This window comes from Azorhizophilus paspali (assembly GCF_043587585.2).
GTDB classification, from domain to species: Bacteria; Pseudomonadota; Gammaproteobacteria; order Pseudomonadales; family Pseudomonadaceae; genus Azotobacter; species Azotobacter paspali.
Genome location: NZ_CP183182.1, coordinates 14906 through 33225 on the forward strand (window position 1 = coordinate 14906; position 18320 = coordinate 33225).

Consider the following 18320-nt stretch of genomic DNA (forward strand, 5'->3'; position numbering starts at 1 on the left):
GCCCATGGCTTCGACGGCCTGAAACTAGGGCCGCCGGAAACATCGCCGCGAGCGCCTCGAGTAGGCGTTTCTGGCAACGCGGGCAACCCTCGCGTGGATGGACGACTTCACAGACCGGCAGCGAACGTCCGGCCAGCGGGATCGCAGCGTGCAGCAGGAATAGCTTGCCGGCGGCATTGATCGGCGATCAGTCCACCAGATCGACAGATGCTTGAGCGACCCCAGCAGGGCGCGCAGCATGGCCCAGTAGAACAACCCCCGCTCGGCCTGCAGCTGCCGATTGCCGAGCAGGCGGTCGACCCGCTTGATAGCATGCCTGGGCCAGGCAGAGCCGGGCAGGAAGCGCCCCAGCGCGGTTAGGCTCAGGCAGCGGCCTTGCAGCAGGGCGGCCACCGCGGCCATTAGGGCTTCGAGACGGCGGGCATGGATCGTGGGGAGTGCCTTGGCGAAGGCATCGTGCAAGGATCGGACGGTCTGCATAGGTATCGGGACATCGGTCAGTTTGGCGGCAACCAACGTGCCCGCCCATGCAGGCCTCTTCAAGCCTTATTCGATTGATTTTCTTGGAAAGTTTCTGGGGATCACTCAGCCTTTTCGCGCCTCTTCGGGATGAAAACAACGTGGTACTTACAGTCCCACTTCGTGTACGCGAGACTCTGATAGTCTCTCATCGGGTACCTCCTATCTCTTGGTCGAGACAGAAGGCTCCCGATGACCGTATCACACGGTCAAAACTTAAGGCGTCCCCCCGGCTTAGCCGGGGGATTACATTTATTTATGACCCAGTAAGATTAATTTTTAATAATATTTTTAAATTCCTTATTTCCGGGTGTTAACCTGCACCCAGCGCCGCCGCCAGTTGATCTTCCCGTACCGCCCAAAGACTGTCGTCAACAGCCAGCGCCTCCAGTAATCGGCAGTAGTCGGTAAACATCGCTTCAGCCTGCACTGGAGCCAAGCGGTCAGCCGCGAGATCCCAGTGGATCAACAAGCCTTCTCGCTGCTCGATGCTTAGATTATCCAGCGCCACCCCATAAGTGCGACTCGCGCTTTTGACCAGCATCGCTCCCTCTGGTAGATCCAGTGGCCCCTGTGGATTGAGTCGGGTAAACACCACAGGGAAATTCAGTTTGCGCGGTCGCTGTTTATCCAGTGCCACCTTACGCAGCGCCTGCAGGCCGCTGATCGCGCTGTGGTGTTGATCCTCAATGAAGATCCGCTCGCAACGCCGGGCCCGCTCTATAAAAGTTATCGGTTCGTCGTTGAAGTCAATCCAACTCAAAGTCGTGAAGTCACCGACTAGCGCGTCGATCTCGGGGTGTACCGCTGGCCTCCGCCAGCCTGGAGCCACCAAAGTAAAGGTCTGCTGGCTGCTATGTTTTGCAATACTCCAAGCGTAGGCGGAAATCAGTAGCGCATCGGCTGAGATGCCTGCCCGTCCGACGCAGTCCCGCAGTGCTGGCCAGCAGTCAAGGCGGTGCTCGTACTCCAGGTACTGGCCATTGGTGTCCTTGTCGTCGTTAACCATCGGCCCCTGCGGCAGCAGGCGGAACTTTTCCCGCCAGTAGAGAGCGGCGTTTTGCGCCGCCGGCGAACGCCTGTATTGTTCCAGCGCCTCAATATAACCACCGAAATTGATCGACAACGGCGTCGGCGGACGACCATGGTAGAGATTCAGCAGCTGATGGATCAATAGATCCCGACTCGGAAGATCGGCGATCAGCAGATCCACTGCCAGATGCACTAGGCTGCGCCGCCCATTCAACGGGCTGACTCGCAGCTCGGCATAGGGCCAATCACCCAGCGCAGTCACCCGGCTAAGCATCTCATCGGCGACCTGGGCCGAGTTGACGCCCTGCTCGCCCAGTTCGAGTTGTAGTGGTGGCGTAGTCTCCATTAACTGCTGGGTTCCACTAGGCAGAACCCGGACGCGCAGCATCGGGTGGTGAGCCACCAACTGCTGCCAGGCCTGCTCCAGCCGAGAGATCTCGATATCCTCTATGGACACCGCCAAATAGAGGTGTGAGCAGCCCTGCTCTCGCTGGAGGGACCGGCTGAACGCATACGCCTGCTGTTGATCAGTTAACGCGAAGGGAATTTTCGGCGGCTCGCCCGGCGTCAGAATAAAGGGCTTCGTATGCCCGGCAGGAACTAGCAGGGCCTGTTCGACAGCCCTTAGCATCTCAACCAACCCAACTGTTTCCAAAGCTTGCCAGTCAGCATTGCCGTCCGCCAACTTGCCCAGCAAATGGCAGTAGTCAGAAAACAGCTGATCGATCATCTCGTCGGGATAACAGTCGATGGCTACGTCCCAACTGAAACTCAGCGCACCGCCGCTCTCCCGCAGTTGGTGATCAAGGTTGATCTGCGGCGTCTGGGTGACACAGTAGTGCTGGGCGTCGCCAAAGCTGTCCGCGCCTTCGATCACTGGGTTGTTGAGCATCGAGGTAAATACCACCTCACCACTGCTAAAATGCAGCTGTCCGCCGCATCGACGGCGGGTTTCCCGCAGTGCGGCGACGCCGCTGACGCTTATGTGGTCAATATCCTCGAGCAATTGGCGCTGCACCCGTTGCGCCAATTCGGCCAGAGTTTCTTCCCGCGCGTTGTCAAAGGTAAAAAAATGGGTTGAGATTAACGGCCCAACCAAACGATCAATCGCTGGATGTATGGGGGCCCGGCCATAAAATGTGGATATCAACGAAAATGCTTTCCCGGCGTTTGCCTGCCTGAGGATTAAGCCAAACAGGGTCAGCAGTAATGCAGTACCAGAAATCTGTAAAGCGTCGCCCTGCTGTTTCAGTCGCCGCCAGCGGCTTTGCTCCAGGGTTGAGGCCAGTCGTCGGCGCTGGCGGCCAGCTGGCCGCTGCGCCTTGGGCAAGGATAAACCCGGTGGTGTTTGCGCCAGCTTGTCGACCCAGTATTGCAAATCACGTTGGTAGCGCGGCGACTGTTTGAACGTTTCCAGCGACAACTGGTAGTCTCGGAACGACAAGCCGTTATCTGGCAACGCGGCAGTGGGGTCTCGGTAAAGCATCAACCATTGTTGCAACAGCAAGTCCAGAGAGGTTGCGTCGACAATCAACTCGTCGATACTAAAGTGTACTCGGCTGCATTGTTGATCCAGCAGCGAAACACATATCTCAAAAAGCGGTTCCTGTCCGGGTAGGTAAACTTTGTGGGACATCGAGGCGCGGATTACCGCCAGCGTCCGCTCGCGGCTAACCGTGTCGGTTCGTCGCAGATCCCGGGTTTTGAAGCGATAAGGAGCTGGTTCGCCGATCTGCTGACGACCGTCGTCGAGCAGCTTGATCCGCAGCATTTCATGGTGGCTCATTAGTCGGCTCCAAGCCTGGTTGAGCCTGTAGACTTCGAGATCCACCCAGTCAAATTCCAGATAGATATGGCAGCCCACCCGCTCAGTCTCGGCCAGTAGCTTGCGGCCCGACAGAAAGGATTGCTGGATATCGTTGAGTGCAAAAGGCTGCCGCTGGGCGTTGGGCGCCACTTGCAACTGAGGCGCCACCTGATCGTTGCCCTGGCCCGCTAGCGCCGCCAAATAGGTTTCCACCTCGCCAAGGCTGAGATAGGGGCTGAGTTGCGCCAACGACACAGATAGCTGCAACTGCTGCTCCAACTTAGCTTTGAGAGCCACTGCGGCCAGCGAGTTGAGGCCAAAGCTGGCCAAGCTGCGCGATTCACAGCCAGCAAGCGCCGCTGGCTCACATCCCAGCAGCCCGGCGAGTATCCAGCGGAAGCTTTGCGGTTGCGCCATGCATTCGCTTTCCTGACATGCTGCTTCAGCCCGCCGCGGCGGCAGCCAGTGACGCTCCTTGGTAAAAACATAACCTGGCAAGCCTATCCGCCGCGGTTCACCGAGACGCGGCAGCTTGATCCAGTCCAATTCGACGCCCTGCCGCCAGTAACCGGCTAGCGTTTGCAAATTGCTACTGGCAAAAGCCAGGGTTACCTCGTCGCCAATCCCAGCCCGCAATGGATCGATCGCCATCGCGTCCTCATCGAGCATCACGATCTCATCCATCGAGGCCCGATCCAGTTCGTCGAGCTGCTGTTGCAGTGATGTGATGCTGTCAACCACACAGGCCCAGCGGCATGCCATCGCAGTGCGCCCCACTTGCAATGTATAGGCTATGTCAGCTAGACACAGATCTGGCCGTTGGCCGATATAGCGGCTCAGCCGCGCCGCCTGCTCCCTCAGCCGCGCTGCGTCGCGCGCCGACAACAGGATCAACTGGGGCCCGATATTGTCCTGCGTCGCACGCGGGGGGGCTATGTACTCTTCCACTACTAGGTGGGCATTGACGCCGCCGAAACCATAACTGTTGATACTCGCCCGCCGCGGCAATTCAAGGCCGTTGGCGTCCTTTAGCGCTGACCATGAGCAACTGTAGGCCTCCAGCCGCAGTTGGCGCTGATCCAGCGTGATCGCGGGGCTTAGTTGTTCATATCCCGGGATTCCCGGCAACTGCCGCTCCGCCACAGCATCGATCACCTTGAACAAAGCCGCCATGCCGGAAGCCAATTCACAATGGCCGATCACTGGCTTCAATGTACTGATCCACCAAGGAACGCCGTGGTTGTCATCGTCGCTCAATTCCGCTCGGGCTGCCTGGATGGCGGCTATCTCTATCGCATCGCCGAGCAACGAGCCGACGCCGTGGGCTTCTAGGTAGCTGACGCTGTCCGGATCAACGCCAGCGCTGCGGTAGGCGGCAACCATCGCCGCTTTCATGCTATCGTGATTTGGCGCGGTCAGCGAAGCCCCTCTACCGCCATGACAAATGCCGCTACCCTTAATCTTCAAGTAGATTCGGTTGCTGTCCCGCTCAGCGTCAGCCAGTGGTTTGAGCAACAGTACGCCAACCCCTTCAGAACGCACATAACCATCAGCCCCCGCTTGGAATGAACGGGTTTGATCCTGCCCGCTAAGAAAGTCCATCAGCCGATACCCTGCCGTTTCGTCAGACGACAGCAACAGGTTGACTGCGCCGATAAGCGCCTGGCGGCATTCACCGGCCCTGATCGCTTGCATTGCTCGGTGTAACGCCACCAGCACTGATGAGCAGGCAGTGTTGCAATATTCGCTCGGTCCGCGTAGATCCAGGATGTAGGAAATCCGGTTGGCGTACATACAGGGAGAGGAAGAAGTCAGCAGGAAGGGATTATTCTTGGGAATCTCAACGACTTCGCGATATTCGCTCGGCGTGGCGGTGATAAAGACACCGGTGTGGCTACGGGCCAACTGCGCGGCTGGAATCCCAGCATCTTCGAGCGCTAGCCAGGAATATTGTAATAGCAGCCGCTGCTGAGGATCCATCAACACCGCTTCCGCCGCCGACAAGCCAAAAAACTGATGATCGAAACAATCAATATCGTCGATATATCCGCCCAGAGGCCCAGCATTGGCGCGCCCGGCCGGCGCCTCACGTATCTGGCTGGCGCCACTGCGAACAGCCGCCCAGAAATCCTCCAGTTCTCCACCGGGGAAACAGCCGCTGATCCCGATAATCACAAAATCATCATGACTTTCGATTGAGGTTGATGGTGGTTTTTTTGATGACGTTTTGGCAGGTTTGTGGTTTGGCGGCCGGCTGTCGTCTAATGACGACGCCCGTCCTTCCAGACGCTCTTTCAGCACCGCGACTATTTTATCGATGCTGTTATAGCGAAAGAAAAATGTCTGCTCCAACGCGAGCCCAAACGTCGCCCCTAGTTGTTCACCCAGCGCGAGAAGATCGGCTGAGTCCAACCCCAGTTCCATCAGGCTGTGGCATGGCGATAGTCGACTATCTTCTGATTGGCTCAGGCAACGGTTAATCCCCTGACGGACAGCGTCATCGACTGATACCGCCGGCAAGGCCATCGGCGCCGCGATCGGCTGTAGCTCTTGGCGCTGGCGGCTAGCCAGATCATAATGCACCAGCACTCCATAACCTGAATTGTCATGATCGGCGGGACGATAACCGGCTACCAGCCGCTCGGTCCGCGCGCCGTGAAGTTCGTGAAAACGTAATACCGGATCCAGCAGGATCCCCCGCTCGTTACGACTGTGGATATAATCGCTCAGAGGGATCTGCCGGTACTTGGGATAGTCCTTGCAGCGGGTCACACCGACCACGGTGTCAACACCGTTGAGCAGAGTACAGTATTGCAGCATAAACTCCAGCAACTGATCGCCGTATCCGCTGTACTGGTGGGCTGGCAGGATATTCAGGCTTTGAATTTGTACTATGCCGCCTTCAGTATGATAGAGCTGATCGACAGTGGCGAAATTGACCCCGAAAAGATCATCGATTTCCATGATCCGCTGGGAATAGATCACCCCGACCACCTCGCCATCCAGCTCCAGCGCCAGTTGGCCGGCCGGCCATTGGCTCAACCGGCGACGCAGGATTTGTTCGTCAACCCTCCCGCCCTCTGGCCAACAGGCCTTCTCTAGCGTCAACAGCGCCGGCAGATCCCCGATGGTCACATGGCGAACCCGGTATTCCCTGGCTTGGTAATAGCCGGTGGTCGCCTCACTGTCGGCCCTGTCTCGGGGTAACTTGTGCAACATTCCTGGATCAGCGAACAACCCGGCGCCGGCCAACGCCATCAGGTAGTGGGTGGCTTCAACACCATAATGACAGGCAAAGCGATCGGCCAGCGAACCACCGGGACGCCAGTGGCTTTCGCTGAGTACCACTGGCTGACCGCCGATCAGGGCAGCCAGGCAGTTAAAATGTGCTTGCAGGCCGCCGAGCACGCTGGCGCCATCCGTCGCCAAGCCATCGGGGCGGATGTAATAACGCTGTGGCGCCAGTTGCGGTTGCTGCACCGGCATAGTCTCCGGTTGTTCAAGATTTTGCTGGCCGACACCTAGCCACAGCACTCGCTCACCCGCACCGACTCCAGAGTCTTCGAGACGCCGTCGAAGCGCCACCGGATCGCTCAACACTCCATCATCGAGCACTAGCAACTGTAGTGGCAGACTATCCAGCGCCTTGCCTCGGGCGGTATGATGGCGAATCCATTGCCACACCTCATCCAGCGAACCGCTGGGATAGCGGCCGAATTCAATGATCCAGTCTGGCTGCCTGGCCAACGGTTGTGCATCGAAGATCTTGCTCAGCAGCTGTTCAAGCGCCGGCCGATCGCCAGGCCAGATCTGTTGCTTACCAGCCTCCTTTAGCCACTGCGACACTGCCACCCATTGTTCCCCCGTCCCAAACAGTACATTGTCGAGGGCCGACAGCAGGCTGGCGTAGTAGGCCAAGAAGGGCTCGCTCAGTAACTCGGACAATAACTCCCGCCGCGCGGGATTGAGCGCCAGCTGCCGCTCCTCGCTTCGAATCCACTGTCGGGTGAATAGGAAACCGGTCAGCTGATGCGCCAACTCCGGGCTGATCCGGCCGTTGTCGATACGCCGTGGATCCACCAATCCAGTGTCGGTGTCGATTCCCCCGCTCAACTCTATCCGCCGCAATACCGCCAACGCCAACAACTCGTCGAGGCTGCGGATCAATGTGGGGCAGTGCAGGTTCCAGTCCAACCCTGACAGCTCCAGCCAGTGCGACAGTTGCGACAGGTCCTCTTTAACAGGCTGACGCCCAGGAGCCAACAATGTGAATAGTTTATCGATCCGGTCCGGCAGGTTGTCGACAGCGGACGCTCGGCCGCTGAAGAAATACTCATCGCCACTCGACTGGCTCAACCAGCCAAACGCCTTGAGGCCATCGAAGGCTACTCGTAACGGACCGACATTGACTGATGTCGTCGGGGAAAATTGTTCAAGCTTAAACGGCTGGCTGATCCCACAACGGGAAATGAGTTGACGACTTTCGAGACTAAAAACGATGGAAAGAAAAAACAGATGATCGGTAAAAGGGGATATCAATGTCCGTTCCATGACAATGGTCCATTTGATATTGTAGTGGATCAATCTCTCCGGACGCTTTGATAGTAGATAATCTATCGCCAGAGTGAAGTTGAACGACACGAAAAAGGAGAAGCTTCGACTCTAGCTTCAAGCTGCAGATCGTCAATATGCTAACGGAGCAAGACTTAAGCGTCAGCCAAATCTGCCGGGATAAGGAACTGGGGAACCGCAGTGGGATGCTGGCTCACGCAGTTCGATGCGGAGCAGGCCGACCAGGCGGAGCTAGCCCGGATTTCTCATGAAGCTGGCAGGCATGGCCGGTGAAGCCTCGGTGTATCAACAATTGCCTTCTACCTCTCAAAGCTGATCATTTTTTCATTCAACTCCTGCGCATTAGGCGCACCATCCCCTTTCCCCCATTGCACCGGGCCGGGGGCGCCCATCTGTTCAGGCCGGCTTGAGGCGGGCAACCAGCCCGACAAAGAGTTCTTGATGCGGATAAGTCTCGCTGATCAGGACGCGAATGTGCCGACTGTTGTGAATGATCAACGCACCGATCCTGAGTGATCCCCACAAAATTACCCGAGCTCCTGGGCTTGCCGGTGGACCTCCCGCCGCAGAGCCAGCTCCAGCTCCCGCTCCCGCAGTCTATCCTGGGAAGTGTCTCCCGCATGAGTGCGTGCATACTCCAGTCCCAATCGCCACAGCGACAGCACGTGCCTGTCCTTGACGCTGTTGCTCTGAAAGCGCCGCTCGTGCCCTGCCTCCCGGGCTTGCAGGCCCAGCAGGCACAGTGCGTAGTTGGCCAGCACGGCGATCAGCAGCAGAACCTCGATGCGCCGCGGACAGCGGCTTCGATGCAGCTCCAGTCCCAGCCCATGCCGATGGCTCTTCAAGTCGCGCAAGCCTTCCTCGACCTGCATGCGCCGCTTGTAGATCGCCACGATCTGCGCGACATTCCACTGCGCCTCGGGCAGGTTACTGGCCAGCAGCCAAGGCTCGCGCTGCGCGCTTTGCCGGCTGCGTTTGCCCGGGCCAGGGTTCCGGTAATGCGCCGGTGCTGGCCCCCCGCAGTGCATGCTTCGCCGCGTAGGGCGTACAGGCTTTTCACCGGCTGCCAGAGCTGCTCGCCGATCCGGCACAGGTTGTAGTTGCGCACACGGCCGACGTAATGCCAGCCCTGCGCCTCGACGGCCTGGAACCAGGGCCGCCGGAAGCCAGCGTCGGGCGTGCAGCCGGCCGGCAACATCGCCTCGAGCAGGCGCCTCTGGCAACGTGGGCAACCCTCGCGCGGATGGATGACTTCGCAGACCGGCAGCAAGTGCCTGGCCAGTGGAATCGCGGCCCGCAGCAGGAACAGGTTGCCGGCGGCATCGATCGGCGACCAGCCCACCAGGATCAAGGGATGCTAGGAGCTGCGTCTGAGTCCCCTCAAGTAGGGTTATGAGTGGCGACCATTGCCCATCCTGGTTCTTTGTATGAACCATTTCAGCAGACTTTATTTGTTAATAATACCATCCCTATACATACCTTTTGTAACCCCCCTTCCCTACCACAGCAACACCCCAACTCAAGGAAAAAGAAGAAGAAAAAAGGAAAAAAGAAAAGAAAACGTAAGGATGGCGCTGAGGAGAAAGGTGATGGGATTAGGTACATTCAGATAATGTGTAGGGATGGTATTGTTAATGCCAAGGAGACCCCGCATGTACGAAGAAATCCAAGGCGCATTTGCCCGCTTGCAAAGCGTACTGCATGCCTTCAACCTCTCCTGGCCCGATCACGTCGTCGACGGTGCGGTATGGCGTCTTCCTCTGCTCACCGAGCAGCGGACCCCCGATACCCTTCAGGTCAAGCGCCTAGTTGGACAAACGGCCGTGGATGCAACCCAAATAGCACTCGCCGAGTTCGAGCGCGACCTTGGCCAGGTCCCTGGCACTGTCATGCGCCTGCCAGGCTACTTTGTGGTCAGCAAATCAGTGCTGAAGCAGGTCCGTCAGATCAATGCACTCAAGGATGACTTGGCCATGGCCATCGAGAGGCTGCGCCTCGAGCTGAACCTGGTGCCGGCCGCGCGGCCACCTCTCATGCGCCGAGCGCTGGGCGCCAAGTTCAGCACCAAGCAGCTGCTGCGCCATATCCAATGCTTCGATGAAGCCCCGCGGTTGATCACGTTCACCTGGGCAGGCCACACCACCGCCACCGGCCGGATTTCCGTCGCCAAGGTGCGCGAAAAGCTTCAGGCCGGCGCCGAAGCTCGAGCCAGTCGCGAAAGCATCCGCATCGAAGATACCCCTGAATACCAGGAGCTTCGCCCCCTGGTGAACATGGCCGACACGGAGGTACTTACAGAGCGAAAGTCGGTGGCGCCTCATCCGCGAGCCATGCTGTGGTTCACTGATAGCTCACGCTATGACGCGATGATCCACGCCAACCTGCCAATGTTCGTCATGGCTGGAGAAAATACTTTCGAGGTGAGGGAATTGAAAAACTTCGATCGTAATGCGCGTCAAGCCAAGCGGCCCGACGAAAAGCGTCGAATAGAAGTTTTACCCAACAGGGATCTTTTCCTACCGACTCGCAAGAGTGAGGAGGCGGCTGCCACACTCAATAAGGTCGAAGAGGCTAATGTAGCTTCCACCTACCGGAAAGCTTGAATGTATACAGCAGCGCGCCTGTCATTAAATTCCCACGAATCCTTCAATTCGCTTTAAGACTATCCAGATTGATGGTTTCCAAAAATGCTGCCAGTTGCTCACTGAGCGAGTGCATGTCCACGTTCTTTTCACATCGCAACTCCATTTTTCTGCCATCGATCTTTATTGTGCCAAGCCCCTTAATGGCTTTCGACGTAGCTCTTGAAGGCTCTGGATTTCCTTTCTGCTCAGCGATTTTTTGGGCGATCCATCGCAAGGCCTGTACCTGGCTGATACCCTCATCGCGCATTGAGGTAGTCGCCTGCACTAGGAGATCAGGATGGGTTTTCCCGAACTCAATGAACTCTTTGGCTTTTAAGCCTCCGATCAAGCCCGGGCTTTTGTCCAAGATTTGACGAACAGCTTCTGGCAGTTCCATCAGAAGTAGGCAGCGGCTGATGATGGAGACATTCACGCCCAGTCGCCTAGCCAGTGCGCGCTGACTAGGCTCATCACCAGATTCGAGAATGTGTGCGTAGCTACGACCACGCTCATATTCAGTAAGTGGTTCCTGTCCCTCGTTGTCGGTGAGTGCCAGGATTTTTGCCATGGCATCGCTCATCGGTCGAACGTAAGCCATAACCGTTCTAATACCGACGAGCTTATGAGCTCGCCAGCGCCTTTCCCCACCGATCAGCTCGTACTCACCCTGTCCGACCGGACGAACAATCAAAGGCTTGACCAAGCCTATCGATTGGATTGAGTTCGCCAGATCTTCAATTGCTGCTTCGTTGACCGTCAAGCGGGGTTGGTACGGCGATGGCTTGATAGCCTCGACCAGGATCTCAGCCAAGGTCGTTTGTGAATTAGCAGTGGCTTCCGAATCGGCAGGGCTGTCCTCTTCTTTACTCATTGCGAGCATTTGCGCCCTGGATACCTGCTCCGTAAATTGCGGCACAGCGGCTGGCGCCCGTAGTCCCATCATTCCTACGCTTCTCTTACGGCCGGGATAATCGTCAGATTTCACTCAAAGATCTCCATTTTTTGCTGTTGCTCGAAGCAACAGCTCACTTAGGGGGCAGTGTTGCTTGAAGCAACACCCGACTTAGGCTTGCTCTGTTGCTTCAAGCAACACCTTCAGTCTCTCCGCGATTAGGCCATGGCTCGCATACGCTCGAGGACCTCTCTGAAAACTGTCCGGGCAGATTCGAACGTCTTAGCCGTGGTTCCCTTCCACAAAAGCAATGGGATTCCCTGATCCAGCGCTTTGCCGTAGTCCTCGGAGAAGTAGAGCTTCTCATCAGTGACTCGATCTGGAAAAAGTTCATTGAGGATCATCAAATTTCCGAGAAGGCGCTTGCGATTTTTGATGAACATTGTCGGCAAAGCCGCGATCGCCGGTGAGCGCTTATAGTCTTGAGCGAAACGAACTACCCAATCGTGTAACCGCATCAAAGCGCGGAAAGAAAACTTATCCATACGAACTGGGCACAGAAGAAGATCGCTAGCAGCGACTGAGTTCTTGGTCAACCGAGATGCGGCTGGCGCGTTGTCAAAGATGATTACGTCGTAGACGGAAAGATCACAGTCAGGCAGTCCTCCCGTGTTGCCAGCCTCAATCCATTGCGCATACCAGAAGTCGCTATTGTTCGCAGCATCCAAGGCAACGCCAAGATCGTCCAAGTAACCATCGGATGGAATGAGGTGAACGCCGTTCTCACCAAAGGGTTTTTTAATTACTTCATTGAGAGTCTTGCCTGGGAATGGGCGCATTCGAAGCAGGGGGCTAACAAGGTTACCGAGATGACCATCGACAAGGCGGTCAGCAGGAATCCCCATGGCTTTCAGGTCTGCATCACTCAAATCTGGGTCGTAGCCAAGCATGCACGACGAGTCGCCTTGGGGGTCATTGTCGATAATGAGTGTTTTCAGACCCGCAAGCTGGAGATAAATGGCAAAGTTCACTGCAGTGGTGGTTTTGCCTGTCCCCCCTTTTTGAACAAACGTGGAAATCACAATCTGCCTTTGCAAGCCTTTGGTGTAGCCCTTTGCCCGGCGCAGAGCGGCGATAGTGAAAATATCGTCCAGGGTATAAGCCCTTGCAGTAGCTGTACCGCGAGGCACACGGCGAATCTCGATACCATTTTCTTCTTCGATGTCCTTTAGCCTTCGGGTCGTCAGGCCAAAACAGTCGGCAGCGAACTGAGGGGGATAGAAGAGGGTATCGAAATCTACGAAGTTGGAGCTTTCTTCCGGCAATTCAGTCTGGATATTCATTGCGATCTCGCCATGGATAGGTACTGCAACGATGATAATACTGTTATTCAGTTTTTAAAGTGAAAATTCAGGTTGTAATACGTTTTTATTAAAAATTCCCGAATTCTCCGAATCTGTCCGGGTGAGGCTTGAGTTGTTGTTAATGGCCTCATCGAACCCTTCGCTCTGATCCCTTGGTAACAAGCAGCCGTGGTGCGGACAGTGATGCCGGTGCTCGGCGAGCGCCTTGAGCACCAGGGCCAAGCACATGCTGAAAAACAGCAAGCTGGCCAAAGCTGATCAAGCTGGAGTACAAGGCCAAGGTATAGGGCAGACACCTGGCCAGGATCGACCAGTGGTTCATCAGCTCGAAGACCTGTCACGCATGCGGCTACAAGGCAGAGTCGATGCCGTTGCGTGTCCGTTTATGGCAGTGTGCCGATTGCGGCATCTACCATGACCGTGACGTCAATGCTGCCCTGAACATCAAGCGGCAAGGCATTTTGAAGTTGAAGTCGGAAGGACTGTCCGTCTCTGCCCATCAAGGCTTGCGTAAATTCGGTGTGTCGCGGCAGCCTGAAAAAAAATGGGAAGCCTCGCCCTATCGGGCGAGGAGCAGTCATAAAGGATAGAGATTTCCGGTCACTTGGACGGCGACGTTCAGCTATCAAAGGATAGAAATTTCCGGTTCCTGGGAGGGCGATTCATCCTCCAAAAGGATAGAGATTTCCGGTTACCAGGAGGGTGGTATCCAGCCTCCCAAAGGATAGAAATTTCCGGCTCCTGGGAGAGCGGGATTCGTCCTTTCAAAGGGGTAGAAATTTCCGGTCACCTGGAGGGTGGTATCCACTAGTCTCCCAAAGGATAGAAATTTCCGGTGACCCACTTTTTCGCTCTCCAACGGCCGACCAGTTCGAAAGCAGGGAAATCTTTCAAGCTGTTAAGCCCTTATGAAGCTAAAAGTTGCGGCTTTTAAAGCTTTTAAAGCTTTTAAAGCTTTTCGGAGAGTTGAAAGCCACGGCTGGCGCGGCTTTCAGCGCTTTAAAGGATAGAAAATTCCGGCTGTAGGATAGATTTTTCCGGTATAAAGGATAGAGATTTCCGGTGTAAGGGATAGAAATTTCCGGTGAAGGATAGAAATTTCCAGTGGGATGTACGATAGGTGCAGTCATTACCTTACGGATATAAGGAATTGACAGCTATCCGTTGCCTGCCTAGCATTCGCGCCAGACGCTAAGGAGTGCCGTCTGGATGAATACCAGCACAACTGACCTTGTGGTAAAGTCGAATCGACTTATCGAGGCGGGATACCGACTGGATCTGATTGAACAGCGCATGGTCTTGGCCGCCATTGTCGAGGCTCGGGAAACGCAAACAGGCCTCTCTGACGGTCATGTGACCCTAGAAGCCAAGCGTTTATGCAAACTCTTTGGTATGCGGCCCGACTCGGTGTACGGGCAGCTGAAGAAAGCTCTGAACACCTTGTACGAGCGGGAAATCACGTTCTACGACATTCATCCGGAAACCGGCGCCAGACGGCACAACTCCATCCGCTGGATTAGCAGCAAAACCTATATTGACGGCGCCGGGGCTGTTCAAATGCGTTTTGCCCCTGAGATCGTTCCCTACCTGACTCGCCTTGAAGCCGAGTTTACGTCCTATCGCCTGGATCGCATCGGACGTATGTCGAGTCCGCACGCAATCCGGCTGTATGAGCTGTTGCTGCAATACGAGAAACTGGGGCAGCGCATTTTTACGATGCAAGAGTTCCGACAAACATTTCAGATCGAAGATATGTACGAGAAGCTGTCGGCTTTGAAGCGGTACTTGCTCGAGCCTGCCGTAAAGCAGATTAATGAATTCTCTGACCTTGAGATTTCCTGGAGCGAGCGCAAGCAGGGGCGTGCAGTCACGCACCTTGTTTTCGACATCAGTCTGAAAGATATGCGCCTGTTGCCCAAGCTGGACAAGCCTGCCGGAAAGCCTAGGAAAGCCAAGCCGAAGGCAACGACGTTGCTTGCCACTCGCCCGAATGCTCCTGAGTGGTTCACCCTCGACTTCATCCGTACTCACCAGCAGCGTGACGAATCCTTGGAGGCAGCGGAGGTCCGGTTGCGCGAGCAGTTCAAGCTGCCTGCCAGCTGATCGCCGCTGAAAGAACAACGAAATCAAAAGCACCTTGCCTTCGGCAAGCCCTGCCAGGAGGTAGGCGCAGGGCTCAGCAGCTCGCATGGCCCAGCAGCCCTCCCGCATTGAGGTGCAGCCCTTTCAAGGGCTTTACGTAAACTCTCCCGATAATCGATCGGGAGAGCAAGACGATGTGGGATGCAATTCTGGCGCGGTTCGAAAAGTAGGCACCGGCCAGCGTCATGGCACGTCTGGCGCTGGAACGGGCAATGCCGGCCGCCTGGATCGACGAAGTGTTCGAGACTCACCGGCAACGCCAGTATCCACGCGAGCTGCTGTTTTCCACGGTGGTCGAGCTGATGTCGCTGGTTTCCCTGGGGTTGCGCCCTTCGCTGTATGCCGCCGCGCGCCAGATGGACCACCTACCCGTATCGCTGGTGGCGCTGTACGACAAGGTCAGGCGTACCAAGCCACCCTTGCCGCGGGCCTTGGTTCAGGGCAGCGCCCAGCGCCTGAAGTCGGTCGTCTCGGCCCTGGGCACAGCGCCCTGCCTGCCCGGCTGGCAGGTGCGCATCATCGACGGCAATCATCTGCCGGCCTCGGAGAAACGCCTGGCGCCGCTGCGCAACCAGCGCGCCGCCGCTCTGCCGGGGCATTCGCTGGTGGTCTACGACCCCGACCTGGACCGGGTGACCGATCTGGCGGTCTGCGAGGATGCCTACGAGAGCGAGCGCACCGGCGTCCTGCCGCTACTGGACAATGCCCGGCCGGGGTAGCTGTGGATGGCCGACCGGCATTTCTGCACGCGCGCGATTCTCCAGTCGCTTTAGCAGGCCCGAGCCGATTTCATCGTGCGCCAGGATGCCAGGCATCCGCGCATCGTTCACGAGAGGCCCCTGCACGACCTGGGCCGGGTGGAAACCGGGGGGGGTGCTTGAGCAGGACATCCACATAGATGAGGGCCAGGTGCCCTGGCGGCGCATCGAGTTGCGCCTGGATCGGCTGACGGAGTCGGGCGAGTCCGTCCTTTGGCTGTGGAGCAACCTGCCCGCGACGATCGACGCCCGGCAGATTGCCGAGCTGTACCGTCGGCGCTGGCGTATCGAGGGGATGTTCCAGCGCCTGGAGTCGGTCCTGCAGAGCGAGATCCGCAGCCTGGGCCATCCCCGGGCAGCGTTGCTGGGGTTTGCCGTGGCGGTGCTGGCCTGCAACCTCCTGGAGGTGCTCAAGCGCAGTGTCGAACAGGCCCATCGCGAACAGTTTCCCGAGGGCTGGGAGGCGTCCCCCTACCACCTGGCGGTCCAGGTCAGAAGCCGTTACGAGGGGATGCTCGTCGCACTGCCGGTGGAGCACTGGCCCACATGGGCCGACGGTTCGGCCAGCACACTGGCGCAGCGCCTGCTGGAGTTGGCACGGTACATCAAGCCCGGCCAGGTGGCCACCAGCAAGCGTGGCCCCAAGGTGAAGAAGACCCGGGAGTGGGTCGATGGCGCCACAGCCCGCGCTCATGTCTCCACGGCCCGTGTAATCAAGGCCTCGAAAGGTAAGAGACCTTGAAAGGGCTGGGCCTTACAACGTGGCGGTTGCCGCACTGGCCAATAAACTGGCCCGAACCCTGTGGGCCATGCTGGCCAAGGGCTCTCCGTACCGGGCGGAACGCTTTAGCGCATGTCCCGCGGAGCATTGAAAACACTAGAGCATTTTTTGAAAATACGAATTCGACATACAAGGGTTGCTCTTCCGAGTCATTTCGGTTCTTCTCTCCCGCTCGGAAAAGGGGACCAGAATGGCTCGGGCATACAGTGCCGATCTTCGCCAGCGCGTCGTCGACGCGGCCATGGGTGGGCTGTCGGCTCGGCAGGCCGCCGAGCGATTCGACGTCGGGACAGCAACAGCGATCGTCTGGGTACGGCGCTTCCGGGAAGGCGAGGAACTCGTCGCCCGCCAACTGATCTTCGTCGACTAAACCGCCGCTTCGACGAACCTGTGCGAGGACAGCCTGATCTTCGTGCTGGTGCATTCGGTGCTCTGGTCGCTGGCGCTGAACACCTACGCCGGCTTTCTCGGCGTCCCGGAAACCCAGCGCATGGTCGGGCGCAACTACGGCCTGTGCGGTTTGCGCTTTGTCGCCTTGATCTTGGTGCCCACCGCGCTGCCGTCGATCCTCTCCGGCCTGAAGATCGGCTGGGCCTTCGCCTGGCGCACCCTGGTCGCCAGCCGAGCTGGTGTTCGGCACCTCGTCCGGCAAGGGCGGGCTCGGCTGGTACAGCTTCCAGAACCGCAACGAGCTGTACACCGACAAGGTGTTCGCCGGCCTCGCGGTGGTGATCTTCATCGGTCTGCTGGTGGAGAGCCTAATCTTCGCCTTGTTCGAGCGGATCACCGTGAAGCGCTGGGGCATGCAGCGCTGAGCTGTTCCTTCGACTTCTTTCCAGCCTTTTTCCGTCCCGCCAGACTGGCCGCCAGCACCCCCTTGCTCGCCCAGGCCGGAGGGCAGCATCAGCATCGCCCAGCAGTTCGGCATCGTCTATCTGCGGCTCGACGTGGTCCGCGCCAGAAGCTGATCAAGAAGTACGGCATCGACATCCAGGTTGGTGTGGCATGGCAGTCGGCCGGGTCTCAAGCCGACGTGCTGGCCGTCGGTGCGATCAGGCTGAACACATGGGCGATGAAAGCGTCATCGTCCGGCGCCTGATGGCCGCTGACGGCGATCGCATCGTTGATTTCCAGGGCGCTGTAGAGGCGATACTGGATCAGCCCGCCGGCAGTGACCATCGCCAGGCCGGGCGGCACATCGCTGCGGATATAGCCCATCTGCTGGGCTTGGGCGAATACCGGAACGCATTTCTCGTTGAGCATGACCGAGCGGCTCTTGTGTTCTTCCTGCTGGCTGCCGAGCACTCGCCAGAGGTGGAAACGGAAAGCCGAAGGGTGGGCCTGCCAATACTCCATATAACCTTTCAGCAGGTTGGGAATGGTCTTCTCGTCGACGTGAGCAGGGGAAATCAGGTGCGCCAACTGCTCTAGAAAGTCGATCGAAATACGTTCGCCGACCAGGTTCCAGAGCGTTTCCTTGTCCTTGAAGTGATGATGGATCAGGCCGGGAGAAACCTGAGCATTATCAGCGATATCGCGCATCGAACTGCCGTGAAAACCCTTTTCGGCAAAGATTCTCAGGGCCGCTTCGAGGATGTTGTCGCGCGCGTCGAAGGCCGAAAAAACAGGTCTCAATTCAGGCATTTTTTCTCCAAGACTACTTTTTTCGTAAAACCCTATTGGCTGAACAGTTGATTAGTCAAGCCGAAATTTGGTGTTGACTAAACGATCAGTCAGTTTTAAGAATGTATCTCATTTCTCATTAGCAACGAATTCATTGCAGTGATAGCTGCTTAGGGAAGGGCCGTTTCTGATGACAGGTGGTAGTC

Annotated in this window: 6 protein-coding genes and 8 pseudogenes; 7 read left to right on the forward strand and 7 right to left on the reverse strand. The window is 57.3% G+C overall.

Annotated features, from left to right (window positions below; genetic code table 11):
- Positions 1 to 31: 31 nt before the first annotated feature.
- From ACGI6K_RS22595 to ACGI6K_RS22610, 4 genes and pseudogenes are all read right to left on the reverse strand, one after another.
- Positions 32 to 480, reverse strand: a pseudogene (locus tag ACGI6K_RS22595) (IS4 family transposase); the annotation flags it as partial.
- A 110-nt stretch (positions 481 to 590) separates the two neighbouring features.
- A pseudogene (locus tag ACGI6K_RS22600) lies at positions 591 to 671 on the reverse strand (IS200/IS605 family transposase); the annotation flags it as partial.
- Positions 672 to 832: 161 nt separating this feature from the next.
- Positions 833 to 7942, reverse strand: a complete 7110-nt coding sequence (locus tag ACGI6K_RS22605; RefSeq protein ID WP_435576117.1) for a GNAT family N-acetyltransferase — start codon at positions 7940 to 7942, stop codon at positions 833 to 835.
- A 515-nt stretch (positions 7943 to 8457) separates the two neighbouring features.
- Positions 8458 to 9287: pseudogene (locus ACGI6K_RS22610) on the reverse strand (IS4 family transposase); the annotation flags it as partial.
- A gap of 295 nt (positions 9288 to 9582) precedes the next feature.
- On the opposite strand from ACGI6K_RS22610, the gene ACGI6K_RS22615 reads away from it, so the two are divergent.
- A complete protein-coding gene (locus ACGI6K_RS22615; RefSeq protein ID WP_376945432.1) occupies positions 9583 to 10533 on the forward strand; it encodes a DNA replication terminus site-binding protein in 951 nt (316 codons plus the stop codon).
- Positions 10534 to 10576: 43 nt separating this feature from the next.
- On the opposite strand, the gene ACGI6K_RS22620 is transcribed toward ACGI6K_RS22615, so the two are convergent.
- Positions 10577 to 11539: a ParB/RepB/Spo0J family partition protein gene (locus ACGI6K_RS22620; protein WP_376945434.1), complete on the reverse strand. Its 963-nt coding sequence runs from the start codon at positions 11537 to 11539 to the stop codon at positions 10577 to 10579.
- A 125-nt stretch (positions 11540 to 11664) separates the two neighbouring features.
- On the reverse strand, positions 11665 to 12789 hold the full coding sequence (locus tag ACGI6K_RS22625) for an AAA family ATPase (RefSeq protein WP_376945436.1): 1125 nt from the start codon (positions 12787 to 12789) through the stop codon (positions 11665 to 11667).
- Between the two features lie 260 nt (positions 12790 to 13049).
- Between ACGI6K_RS22625 and ACGI6K_RS22630 the strand changes: the two are divergent.
- The 6 genes and pseudogenes from ACGI6K_RS22630 to ACGI6K_RS22655 all read left to right on the forward strand — a co-directional run.
- Positions 13050 to 13400, forward strand: a pseudogene (locus ACGI6K_RS22630) (zinc ribbon domain-containing protein); the annotation flags it as partial.
- A 619-nt stretch (positions 13401 to 14019) separates the two neighbouring features.
- A complete protein-coding gene (locus tag ACGI6K_RS22635) occupies positions 14020 to 14913 on the forward strand; it encodes a RepB family plasmid replication initiator protein (RefSeq protein WP_376945438.1) in 894 nt (297 codons plus the stop codon).
- A gap of 224 nt (positions 14914 to 15137) precedes the next feature.
- Positions 15138 to 16452 (forward strand): annotated as a pseudogene (locus ACGI6K_RS22640) (IS4 family transposase).
- Positions 16453 to 16462: 10 nt separating this feature from the next.
- Positions 16463 to 16582 (forward strand): annotated as a pseudogene (locus ACGI6K_RS22645) (IS110 family transposase); the annotation flags it as partial.
- A gap of 99 nt (positions 16583 to 16681) precedes the next feature.
- Positions 16682 to 16819 (forward strand): annotated as a pseudogene (locus ACGI6K_RS22650) (IS630 transposase-related protein); the annotation flags it as partial.
- A 60-nt stretch (positions 16820 to 16879) separates the two neighbouring features.
- Positions 16880 to 17306: pseudogene (locus ACGI6K_RS22655) on the forward strand (ABC transporter permease); the annotation flags it as partial.
- Between the two features lie 208 nt (positions 17307 to 17514).
- Here ACGI6K_RS22655 and ACGI6K_RS22660 read toward each other — a convergent pair.
- A complete protein-coding gene (locus tag ACGI6K_RS22660) occupies positions 17515 to 18135 on the reverse strand; it encodes a TetR/AcrR family transcriptional regulator (RefSeq protein ID WP_376944772.1) in 621 nt (206 codons plus the stop codon).
- Positions 18136 to 18320 lie beyond the last annotated feature (185 nt).